General features: G+C 72.1%; 10 protein-coding genes. 7 read left to right on the top strand and 3 right to left on the bottom strand.

Annotation, left to right across the window (positions count from 1 at the left end):
* Positions 1-170: 170 nt before the first annotated feature.
* Complete coding sequence (locus ACESL7_RS08150; RefSeq protein WP_372892820.1) at positions 171-563, top strand: metallopeptidase family protein; 393 nt, start codon at positions 171-173, stop codon at positions 561-563.
* Position 564: 1 nt separating this feature from the next.
* Here ACESL7_RS08150 and ACESL7_RS08155 read toward each other — a convergent pair whose 3' ends face one another.
* Positions 565-1611, bottom strand: a complete 1047-nt coding sequence (locus ACESL7_RS08155) for a glycosyltransferase (protein WP_372892821.1) — start codon at positions 1609-1611, stop codon at positions 565-567.
* A gap of 249 nt (positions 1612-1860) precedes the next feature.
* On the opposite strand from ACESL7_RS08155, the gene ACESL7_RS08160 reads away from it, so the two are divergent.
* The gene (locus ACESL7_RS08160) at positions 1861-3459 is read left to right on the top strand and encodes a BCCT family transporter (protein ID WP_372892822.1); all 1599 of its coding nucleotides are present in this window, start codon (positions 1861-1863) and stop codon (positions 3457-3459) included.
* 24 nt (positions 3460-3483) lie between these two features.
* Here the strand turns inward: ACESL7_RS08160 and ACESL7_RS08165 are convergent, their stop codons facing one another.
* Positions 3484-3807, bottom strand: coding sequence for a HesB/IscA family protein (locus ACESL7_RS08165; protein ID WP_372892823.1), 324 nt, complete (start codon positions 3805-3807; stop codon positions 3484-3486).
* 141 nt (positions 3808-3948) lie between these two features.
* Between ACESL7_RS08165 and ACESL7_RS08170 the strand changes: the two genes are divergently transcribed.
* Together ACESL7_RS08170 and ACESL7_RS08175 are read left to right on the top strand one after the other, a co-directional pair.
* Complete coding sequence (locus ACESL7_RS08170) at positions 3949-5127, top strand: deoxyguanosinetriphosphate triphosphohydrolase (protein WP_372892824.1); 1179 nt, start codon at positions 3949-3951, stop codon at positions 5125-5127.
* 42 nt (positions 5128-5169) lie between these two features.
* Positions 5170-6693, top strand: coding sequence for an ATP-dependent DNA helicase (locus ACESL7_RS08175; RefSeq protein ID WP_372892825.1), 1524 nt, complete (start codon positions 5170-5172; stop codon positions 6691-6693).
* 246 nt (positions 6694-6939) lie between these two features.
* On the opposite strand, the gene ACESL7_RS08180 is transcribed toward ACESL7_RS08175, so the two are convergent.
* Entirely contained in the window at positions 6940-7956 is a 1017-nt protein-coding gene (locus ACESL7_RS08180; RefSeq protein ID WP_372892826.1) for an NADP-dependent oxidoreductase, read from the bottom strand.
* 103 nt (positions 7957-8059) lie between these two features.
* Here ACESL7_RS08180 and ACESL7_RS08185 point away from each other — a divergent pair, with 103 nt between their 5' ends.
* The 3 genes from ACESL7_RS08185 to ACESL7_RS08195 all read left to right on the top strand — a co-directional run.
* The gene (locus tag ACESL7_RS08185; protein WP_372892827.1) at positions 8060-9691 is read left to right on the top strand and encodes a long-chain-fatty-acid--CoA ligase; all 1632 of its coding nucleotides are present in this window, start codon (positions 8060-8062) and stop codon (positions 9689-9691) included.
* 156 nt (positions 9692-9847) lie between these two features.
* Positions 9848-10246 (top strand): PaaI family thioesterase, encoded by a 399-nt coding sequence (locus tag ACESL7_RS08190; protein WP_372892828.1) that lies wholly within the window; start codon positions 9848-9850, stop codon positions 10244-10246.
* A partial coding sequence (locus tag ACESL7_RS08195) for an imidazolonepropionase-like domain-containing protein (protein WP_411289490.1) occupies positions 10239-10544 on the top strand: 306 nt, incomplete at its 3' end. The genes ACESL7_RS08190 and ACESL7_RS08195, both read left to right, overlap by 8 nt.

The raw sequence follows: 10544 nt of genomic DNA on the forward strand, positions 1-10544 counted from the left end.
TAGAAGAGGACGGTGATTTTCGGGTCTGCCATTGGTGATCGCTTCCTTGTTGGTGCTCGGTGCGGGGTAACCGCTTGAATCGGCGGCGGCCACGGGCGCACATGCGAGAGCCACTGTGCGGGCGCGCACGGAGCTTGCGTCCATGGGCGCCCCGCGCGATGGTCGCGGCCATGAGCCGCGCCCCTGACGTCGCCGAGATCGAGCGCCTCGCCCGCGGGGCGATCGCCGCCCTGCCGGAGGCGTTTCGCCCGGCGGCCGAGCAGGTGGCCCTGCGCGTCGAGGAATTCGCGCCCGGCTGGATGCTCGACGAGATGGGGATCGGCGACGCCTTCGAGCTCACCGGGCTCTACGAGGGGGTGCCGCTCACCGAGAAATCGGTGCTCGATCAGCCGCAGGGACCGGACACGATCTGGCTCTTCCGCCGACCGATCCTCGACGAATGGACCGACCGTGGCGACGTCTCGCTCGACGACCTCGTGCGGCATGTCGTCGTCCACGAGCTTGCCCATCATTTCGGCTGGTCCGACGCGGATATCGCGCGCATCGACCGGTGGTGGGAATAGCTCAGCCCTCGGCCGCCAGCGCCTCGATCCGCGCGACGAACTGCGCGGGCGAGAACGCGTCCTCGGCGGTGGCCCGCGCACCGGCCGCGAGCCGCGCCCGGTAAGGGGTGTCAGCGACGAGCTGGCCGAGCGCCGTCTCGAGCGCGCCGGACGCGCCCACGTCCACGCGCAGCCCGTCGCGCCCGTCGGTCAGATAGCCCGCGGCGCCCGCCCCGGTCGAGATCACCGGGACGGCACCGTAGGCCATCGCCTCGACCGGCCCGTGCCCGAGCGCGGCGTCCTCTACGGGCAGCACGCAGACATGCGCCTGCGCGTAGAGCGCGACACGCTCCGCGTGCGGGGGATCGCGGCGCAGGTCGATCCAGCTCTCGTCATCGGCGACCGCCTTGAGCCACGACAGATAGCGCGCGTCCGGTGCGCCGGCCGCCCCGGACGCGCAATCGGCGATCACGAGGCGCGCCCGCCCCGAACGGCCCGCGTCGCGCAGGGCATCGACCACGCGGTCGAGGTTGTCGCCCGGCACGCCCAGCGCACCGAGCGCGAGCACCGTGACCGGCGCGTCGGCCCGCCCGGGCATCACGCCCGGATCGCGCCTGACCGGCCAGGGCAGATAGCGTGCCTGCGGGTCCGGCGGCGCCGCCGGGTCGAGGCCCGGCACGGGGGTGACGCGGCGCCGAGGCAGTCCCGCAAGACCGCGGGCGAGACGCAGGCGCCATGCCGGGCGCTCCGTCAGCGGGATAAGGTCGTGCAGCCAGAGCGCCGCGAGCGCACGGCGCGCGCCGCGTGCGACATCCCGCGCCCGCGGCATGGCAGCGCTCAGCAACACGAGATCGGCCCCGGCGGAGGCCACCGCCGCCGCAACGGCATCGGGCGCCGGATCGGCGCCGAGCGCCACCGTCCGCACGCCCGCGACCTGGGGCGCTGCGGCAGCCGTCAGCAGCGTGGCCTCATGCCCGGCCTCCATCAGCGCGCGCGCGGCGAGCACGTGCCGCGCATCCGCCTCCGGCATCGCGAAGGCGACCGAGCGCCGCCCGGAGGCGAGCGTCATGCGAAAAACTCGTGGGGCCGCGACGCGCAGGGCGCACGCGGGTCAAATGTCGGCAGCATGGCGCGACGGTAGAAAGGAGCGCGCGGCCCGGCAACGCGGCACGGCCCGGACGCGCAAGACGGACCTTCAGCCGAAGCACCAGTGCAACAACCTGCGCCGACCCCGCGGCCCGGAGCGGGGAACACGGCCGGACGCCGCCACGTTAACCGCCACGAACGGGGTCTGCACCCGGCAAGGAAAGGATCACCGATGGCCCAGCGCCGCGGCGCCTTCGCGCGCCTGACCTCGCACATGAATCCGGTGGTCTTCTTCGGCTCGGCCGCGCTGGTGGTTGTGTTCGTGATCGCGGGCGGCGGCTTCACCGACACGACGGCAAGCGTCTTTCAGACGCTGCAGGAAAACATCACCCGCTTCTTCGGCTGGTATTACGTGCTTGTCGTCACCGGTGTGCTGGTGCTGACGCTCGCGATCCTCGCCTCGCCGGCGCGCAACGTGCGCATCGGGGGCCCGGAGGCGACGCCCGAGTTCCCGCGCCTCGGCTGGTTCGGGATGCTTTTCGCGGCCGGCATGGGGATCGGGCTCGTCTATTTCGGCGTCGCCGAACCGCTGTACCACTACGCCAGTCCGCTCGAGGCCGAGGCGGAATCGCTGCCGGCCGTCACCGAGGCGATGCGGATTTCCTATTTCCACTGGGGGCTGCACGCCTGGGGAATCTACATCATCCTCGCACTCGCCGTGGCCTACGCGCATTTCAACCGCGGCCTGCCGCTCGCGCCGCGCTCGGTGCTCGAGCCGCTGATCGGCGACAGGATCCGGGGACCGATCGGCGACGTCACCGACATCATCTGCACCGTGGGCACGCTCCTCGGCGTCGCGACGTCGCTCGGACTGGGCGCTGTGCAGATCAACGCCTCGCTGGCGAACTTCTTCGGATGGCCGGAAACGACGCTCGTGCAGATCGGGCTCATCGCGGCGATCACGGTGATCGCCACGATCTCGGTCGTGAGCGGCGTGAAGAACGGCGTGCAGATGCTGAGCCGGGTGAACCTCTGGCTCGTGCTGGGGCTGATGGCCTTCGTGCTGGCGGTGGGGCCGACGCTCTATGTGGTCGAGCTCTTCGTGACCGCGCTCGGCCACTACCTGCAGAACCTGCCGCAGATGAGCCTCTACCTCGATCCCGGTGCCGACAGCGAATGGCAGACCACATGGACCCTCTTCTACTGGGGCTGGTGGATCAGCTGGTCGCCCTTCGTCGGGATCTTCGTCGCGCGCATCTCCTACGGTCGAACGATCAAGGAGTTCATCCTCGGCGTGCTTCTCGTGCCGACGGCGCTCACCTTCCTCTGGTTCGCGATCTTCGGCGGCACGGCACTTTCGGCGCAGCGGGCCGGGAACGGCACCGACCTGCTCGCCGCGGTGAACGAGAACGAGGCCGCCTCGCTTCAGGCGATGCTGGGCACGCTGCCGCTGGCGCAGATCTCGACGGTCGTGGCAACGCTGGTGATCCTGATGTTCTTCGTCACCTCGTCGGACTCCGGGTCGCTGGTGGACGACATGGTGACCTCGGGCGGGGATCCCCACCCGCCGAAGGCGCAACGCGTCTTCTGGGCGCTCTCGGAGGGGGCCGTCGCGGCGACCCTGCTGATCCTCGGCGGGCTGAGTGCGATCCGAAACGCCGCGATCAGCCTCGGCCTGCCGATGTCGGTTCTGCTGATCGCCGCCGGCATCGCGCTCTGGCGGAACCTGCAGCAGGACCCGGCGGCGCGCGCGAAGCGCGGGCGCCCACGGGCGCAGGATCTGGAGACATCGCGCGAGCGCGGCGATAAAGGCGGGCGCGGCGGGCGCTGATCCGCCGCCTGCCGCCACGCGCCGTCACATGGCGAAGGAGGTGCCGCAGCCGCAGGAACTGGTGGCGTTCGGGTTCTCGATGGTGAAGCGCGCGCCGATCAACTCTTCGGTGAAGTCGATCACCGCGTTCTCGAGAAAGGGCAGAGACACCTCGTCGACGACCACCTTCTGCCCCTGCCCCTCGATCACCAGATCGTCGTCGGCAGGCGCGTCGAGCCGGATGTCGTACTGAAAGCCCGAACAGCCGCCGCCATCCACGGCGATGCGCAGCGCGTGACCCGCCTGGGCCGCGTCGATCTCCGCGAGGCGCGCGAAGGCGCGGTCGGTCACCTTCGGAGGAAGCTGCATGGTCTCGGTCCCCGTTCGTGTCTGTGGCCTCAGGTGGCAAAGATAAGCCCCGCGCCGGTCCCTCGCAAGCCGTCCCCCCTGCACCCGCGCGCCAAAGCCTGTATAGCGGGCCGCGAGACAGGCCGGCGAAGAGGGGCCCCGATGCGCGCAGCCTACGCGTCCGATCCCGAGACGAGCCGCGGGCGGCTCACGCCCGAGGAGGAGAGCGCCCTGCGCTCCGCCTTCCAGCGCGACCGCGACCGGATCATCCACGCCTCGGCCTTCCGGCGGCTCAAGCACAAGACGCAGGTCTTCGTCGAGCACGAGGGCGATTACTACCGCACGCGCCTCACACACACGCTGGAGGTGGCGCAGGTGGCGCGGACGATCGCGCGCGCGCTCGGGCTCGACTTCGACCTCGCCGAGGCGGTCGCGCTCGCCCACGATCTCGGGCACACGCCCTTCGGCCACACCGGCGAGGACGCGCTCGACGCGCTGATGGCGCCCTACGGCGGTTTCGACCACAACGCGCAGGCGATCCGCATCGTCACCCGGCTGGAGCGGCACTACGCGGGCTTCGACGGCCTCAACCTGACGTGGGAGACGCTGGAGGGCATCGCCAAGCACAACGGGCCGGTCGCCGGGCCGGAGCTGCCGCCCCTGCCCTACGCCCTCGCCGATTACGACGCGCGCCACGACCTGGAGCTCGCCACCCATTCGGGGCTCGAGGCGCAGGTCGCCGCGCTTTCGGACGACATCGCCTACAACCACCACGACCTGCACGACGGGCTGCGCGCGGACCTCTTCACCCTCGACGAGATCGCGGAGCTGCCGCTCGTCGCCGGCTGCGTGGCCGAGGTGGATCGGCGGTGGCCCGGGCTGGACAGCCACCGCCGCCGGCACGAGGCGCTGCGCCGCTTCTTCGGGATCCTCGTCGAGGACGTGGTCGCCGAAACCCGCGCCCGCCTCGCCGCGCTCGCGCCCGCGGCGGCCGCGGACATCCGCCATGCCGGGCGCATGATGGTGCGCTTCTCCGATCCCGTCCGCCGCGACATCCAGACGATCCGGCATTTCCTCTTCCACCGCATGTACCGCGCGCCGCGGGTGGTCGAGATGCGCGCCGCGGTCACGGACGTGGTGCGCGACCTCTTCCCGCGTTACATGAGCGACCCGGCACTCCTGCCCGCGCGCTGGCAGGCCGACATCGCCGCCGCCGAGGGCGAGACCGGGCTCGCCCGGATCGTCGCCGACTACATCGCCGGCATGACGGACCGCTTCGCGCTGCAGCAGCACGAGCGCCTCGTGGGCGGCGCGCGCCCGGCGCTGGCCGTGCCGCGCTAGCCCGCGCTGGCGCCCGGCCGGCCGGGCCGCTATGAGGCGGGCATGACGCTCCCCGCGCTTACCTTTTCCGAGGATCAGGCCGCCGCCTGGGACCGGCTCTCCGGCTTCCTCGGCGAGGCCGGCGTCGACCTCGCCGGCGGCGGGCTGGGCCCGCCCGGCAAGGCCTCGGGCCGCGTGCTCGCCGTGACGGGCAAGGCCGGCTCGGGCAAGACACTGCTCCTCGCCGAGCTCTTCCGCGCGCTCGACGCCGCCGGGGTCGAGACGATCTCCGCCGACTGGGAAGGCCGCAGGCGCCGCGACCGGCGCACCCTCGCCGTGCTCGCGCCCACGAACAAGGCCGCGAGCGTGCTGCGCCACCGCGGCGTGCCGGCGACGACGATCCACCGCATCCTCTATACCCCCGTCTACGACCCGCAATACGAGAAGATCGCCGACTGGCTCGCCGGCAGCGGCGCGCGGCCCGCGATCGAGGGGCTGAGCGAGGAGGCGCTCGACCGCGCCGCGGCCTTCTACGCGCGCCACGCCTCGATCCCCGGCGCGCTGATGACCGCGGGGCTCAAGGGCTCGGACTTCATCACCGGCTGGAAACGCCGCGACGAGCCGCTCGACGTGGGGCTCGTGGACGAGGCCTCGATGCTCGACGCGCGCCAGCTCGAGGACCTGCAGGAGATCTTCCCCGCCCTCGTTCTCTTCGGCGACCCCGCGCAGCTCGCCCCGGTCAACGCGCCGGGCGGCATGGTCTTCGACCAGCTGCCCGCGGAGCGCCGCCTCGCGCTCGGGCGCATCCACCGGCAGGCGGCCGACAACCCGATCCTCGATCTCGCCCACGCCCTCGCCGATCCCGACGTCGACTTCGCGGATTTCGAGGGGCTGGTGCGCGACGCCGCGGCGCGCGACGAGCGCGTCGTCTGGTCCGAGCGGGTCGAGGTGGACCTCATGGCGCGCAGCCCCGTGCTCGTCTGGCGCAACGCGACGCGCGTGCGCCTGATCGACGCCTTCCGCCGCGTCCACGCGGCGCCCGAGGACGGCCTCCTGCCCGGCGAGCCGCTCGTCTGCGACGGGATCGAACTGCCGCTCAAGCACCGCAAGCGCCGCCTCGACCTCGAGGCGCGGGGGCTCATCAAGGGCGCGCAGACGATCTGGCTCGGCCCCGGCAAGAAGCCCGGCTTCTCGCGGCTCCACGTCGTCGGCGCCGAGGACCCGCGCGTCTCCGCCGCCTCGATCGTCAAGATCGAGAAGCCGGGCGAGGAGGAACCCGTCATCCCCTTCGCCGCCGGCATGGGCGCGGTCTTCCTGCACGGCGCGGCGGTGACGATCCACAAGGCGCAGGGCAGCCAGTGGGACACGGTGCAGGTCTTCGCCCCCGACCTCTGGGCCGCCGCGCGCGCCGGGCGCACCGAGGCCGGCCAGCCCCTCTGGAAGCGCCTCGCCTACGTCGCCATCACCCGCGCCGAGGGCCGGCTGATCTGGGTCGTGCGGAACCGCCTCGCCCGGCCCTCGGCGCCGCTGGCGACCGACGATCTCGTCGCGCGACCTGCGCCGCTCGCGCTCGAGAGAGAGGCGTAGCGAAGGGGGGCTGTCTGCCCCCCTCTTGGCCTTCGGCCAATTCACCCCCCGAGAGTATTTGGACCAAGATGATGGACCGGCACCGGCCCCATCATCTTGGCGAAAATACTCCGGGGAGCGCGAGGGGCAGCGCCCCTCGCCGCCCTGCGGTTTCCGCCCGCGCAGGCATGCCGGCAACGCCCGGCGCCGGCCGCCCGCCTCCTTGCCGGCACCGCCCCGGGCTTGCGGCCGGCTGACGCGCGCGCCTCAGCTCACCCGGACGAGCGTCTTGCCGGTGTTGCCGCCCTCGAGCATCGCGAGGAAGGCCGCGGGCGCGGTCTCGAGGCCGTCCGCCACGTCCTCCAGGTAGCCGATCTCGCCCGCGGCGACCTTCGGCGCGACCTCCCGCAGGAAGTCGCCGAGGCGGTCCCAGTGGTCGGTGACGATAAAGCCGCGCACGGTCAACCGCTTGACGAGGATCGCGCGCCAGAGTGCCGGCAGGCGATCGGGGTGGCCCGCGTCGCCCGAATACCACGCGATGGCGCCGCAGAGCGGAATCCGCCCGAAATCGGCCATCAGCGGCAGCACGGCCTCGAGCACCTTGCCGCCGACGTTCTCGAAGTAGATGTCCACGCCGTCGGGCGCTTCCGCGGCGAGCGCCTTGCGCAGGCTGCGCGCATCCTCGTGCGCGCGGTGATCGAGGCAGGCGTCGAAGCCGAAGGTTTCGGTCGCGATGCGGCATTTCTCCGCGCCGCCCGCGATGCCTATGGCGCGCAGGCCCTGCGCCCGTGCGAGCTGGCCGACCATGCTGCCCACCGGGCCTGTCGCGGCCGCGACCACGAGCGTCTCGCCCGGCCGCGGCCGGCCGTGCTCCGTCAGGCCGACCCAGCCGGTGAAGCCGGGCATGCCCAGCACGCCGAGCGCGGTCGTGGGCGGCAGGGCCGGGTCGAGCCTGCGCAGCTCGCCCGCCGGCAGGCAGGCGTGGTCGGCCCAGCCGACGCCGCCGAGCACGAGGTCGCCCTCGGAGAGTTCGGGCGCGCGGGAGGCGATCACCTCGCCCACGCCCTGCCCGCCCATCGTCTGCCCGATCTCGACCGGCGCGGCATAGGAGGGGCCGGCACTCATCCGGCCGCGCATGTACGGGTCGAGCGAGAGCCAGCGCACACGCACCAGCACCTCTCCCTCGCCCGGGCTCGGGAGCGGTGCGGTCTCCAGCCGGAAGTTCTCCGGTCCGGGCGCCGCCTCCGGGCGGCTCGCCAGCACGATGCGGCGCATGGTTTCCATAACGTCACCCCCGGATTCCGTCTTGGCAAAACATGGCGAGCCTAGGCACAGTCGGCCGCAGCCACAACACCCGTCGCAGGGCGGGACCGAGGGAGGAGGCCCCATGCAAGGCATGATGATGCATCGGCCGCTGGCCATCATCGACATTCTGAAATTCGCCGCCGAGACCCACCGCACCGGCGAGATCGTCTCGCGCCGGGTCGAGGGCGACCTGCACCGCTACACCTATCCCGAGGCCTACGCGCGTGCCGGGCAGCTCGCCCATGCGCTCGCGGCGCTCGGCGTCGGCGAGGGCGACCGGGTGGCGACGCTCGCCTGGAACGGCTACCGGCACTTCGAACTCTACTACGCCGTCTCGGGGATGGGCGCGGTCTGCCACACGATCAACCCGCGCCTGCCCGCCGAGCAGCTTGTCTACATCCTCCATCATGCCGGGGACCGGCTGCTCTTCGTCGATCTGACCTTCGTGCCGCTGATCGAGGCGATCGCGGGCGAGCTGCCGGCGGGCCTGCAGGTCGTGGTGATGACCGATCGCGCGCACATGCCGGAGAGCGATCTGGAGTTGCTCTGCTACGAGGCGCTTCTGGAGGGGCAGCCCGAAACCTTCGACTGGCCCGACCTCGACGAAAACGCGGCCGCCGGGCTCTGCTATACCTCGGGCACCACGGGGCATCCGAAGGGCGCGCTCTACTCGCATCGCTCGACGGTCCTGCATGCCTTCTCGGTGGCCGTGGCGCTCGGGGCGCCGCTGCAGGAGGGGCGGCGCGTGCTGCCGGTGGTGCCGCTCTTTCACGTCAACGCCTGGGGCCTGCCCTATGCCGCGCCGCTGACGGGCGCGAGCCTCGTCTTCCCGGGCCCTGCGCTCGACGGGCCGGCGCTCTTCGATCTGATGGAGGCCGAGCGCGTGCATTCCGCCTGGGGCGTGCCGACCGTCTGGCTCGGCCTGCAGGGCGAGATCCGCAAGCGCGGCCGCAATCCGGCGGGCTTCGGGCATGTCGTGGTCGGCGGCTCTGCCGCGCCGCGCGCGATGATCGAGAGCTTCGAGACGAGCGGCGTCACCGTCTGTCACGCCTGGGGCATGACGGAGATGAGCCCGGTGGGCACGCAGGGCCACCTGCCCGCGAGATACGAGTCGGAGCCTTTCGAGGCGCAGATGGACATCAAGCAGAAGCAGGGCCGGCGCCTCTTCGGCGTGGAGCTCAAGATCGTGGACGAGGACGGCCGCCCCCAGCCGCATGACGGCGTCTCGCGCGGCGAGCTTCACGTGCGCGGCAACTCCATCATCTCGGGCTATTACGCGAACCCGGAGGCGACCGAGGCCGCGATGGACGCCGAGGGCTGGTTCGGGACCGGCGACATCGCCACGATCGACGCCGACGGATTCCTGACGATCCAGGACCGGGCCAAGGACCTCATCAAGTCGGGCGGTGAATGGATCAGCTCCATCGACCTCGAGAACGTGGTGATGAGTCACCCGGACGTGGCCGCCTGCGCGGTGATCGCCGTGCCGCATCCGAAGTGGGACGAGCGCCCGCTGCTGATCGTCGTGCCGGAGGACGGCAAGCGCCCGCCGAAGGCGGAGCTCGACGCGCTGCTGCTCGAGCATTTCGCGCGCTGGCAGTTGCCGGACGCGGTGGAGTATCTCGACGCGCTGCCGCTCACGGCGACGGGCAAGGTCTCGAAGCTGACGCTGCGCGACCGCTTCCGCGGCTACGCGCTGCCCGATGCCGGCTGACCGCGCCCGGCGCGGTCGCGGGCCGCCCCCTGTCACGCGCGGCGCGGATGCGCTAACGGGTTTCGCGGCGGCCGGCGGCCGGCGACCCGTCACGACCCGGCGCCGCACGCGGGCGAGGGAGGCACTGAAGGATGCATTGCGAGACGAGGCGTGACCATGGATGAGGCGCTGCGCGAAGACCCCTACCCGTTCCAGGCGCATCTCGGCTTCGAGATCGCCGACTGGCGCGAGGGCTTCGCGCGGTTCGAGCAGCCCGTGGCGACGCATCTCGCCAACCGGCACGGCAACCTGCACGGCGGCGTGCACGCCACGCTTCTCGACACGGCGATGGGCTACGCGGGCTGCTGGACGGGCGATCCCGAGCGCCGGCAGCTTGCGCTGACGCTGTCGCTCACGGTGAATTACCAGGGGCGCTCGTCGGGGCGGCGGATCATCGCGGAGGCGCGCCAGACCGGTGGCGGGCGGCGCATCTTCTACGCCGAGGGCGAGGTGCGGGACGAGGCGGGCGTGCTGCTCGCCTCCGCCACCGGCGTCTTCAAGTATTTCGATGGCTGAGCGGCTGCTGCGCGGGCGGCTGCTGAGCTTCCGCCGGCGGCCCGAGGGGCCGGGGGACACCGCGGCGCTGGAGTATCACGGCGACGGCGGGCTCCTCCTGCGCGACGGGCGGATCGCGGCGAAGGGCGACTTCGCCGAGCTGCGGCGGCAGGCGCCGGAGGCGGCGGTCACCGACCACCGCCCCCACCTGATCCTGCCGGGCTTCATCGACCCGCACATCCATTTCCCGCAGCTTCAGGTCGTCGCCTCCTGGGGCGCGGAGCTTCTCGACTGGCTGGAGACCTACACCTTCCCGGCC

Source organism: Rhodosalinus sp. (assembly GCF_041685465.1).
In the GTDB taxonomy this organism is placed as follows: domain Bacteria; phylum Pseudomonadota; class Alphaproteobacteria; order Rhodobacterales; family Rhodobacteraceae; genus Rhodosalinus.

Bases quoted from the DNA above. Each gene is read 5' to 3' on its own strand.
- ACESL7_RS08150 (WP_372892820.1), top strand. From the start codon at position 171: ATGAGCCGCGCCCCTGACGTCGCCGAGATCGAGCGCCTCGCCCGCGGG.
- ACESL7_RS08155 (WP_372892821.1), bottom strand. From the start codon at position 1,611: ATGACGCTCGCCTCCGGGCGGCGCTCGGTCGCCTTCGCGATGCCGGAG.
- ACESL7_RS08160 (WP_372892822.1), top strand. From the start codon at position 1,861: ATGGCCCAGCGCCGCGGCGCCTTCGCGCGCCTGACCTCGCACATGAAT.
- ACESL7_RS08165 (WP_372892823.1), bottom strand. From the start codon at position 3,807: ATGCAGCTTCCTCCGAAGGTGACCGACCGCGCCTTCGCGCGCCTCGCG.
- ACESL7_RS08170 (WP_372892824.1), top strand. From the start codon at position 3,949: ATGCGCGCAGCCTACGCGTCCGATCCCGAGACGAGCCGCGGGCGGCTC.
- ACESL7_RS08175 (WP_372892825.1), top strand. From the start codon at position 5,170: ATGACGCTCCCCGCGCTTACCTTTTCCGAGGATCAGGCCGCCGCCTGG.
- ACESL7_RS08180 (WP_372892826.1), bottom strand. From the start codon at position 7,956: ATGGAAACCATGCGCCGCATCGTGCTGGCGAGCCGCCCGGAGGCGGCG.
- ACESL7_RS08185 (WP_372892827.1), top strand. From the start codon at position 8,060: ATGCAAGGCATGATGATGCATCGGCCGCTGGCCATCATCGACATTCTG.
- ACESL7_RS08190 (WP_372892828.1), top strand. From the start codon at position 9,848: ATGGATGAGGCGCTGCGCGAAGACCCCTACCCGTTCCAGGCGCATCTC.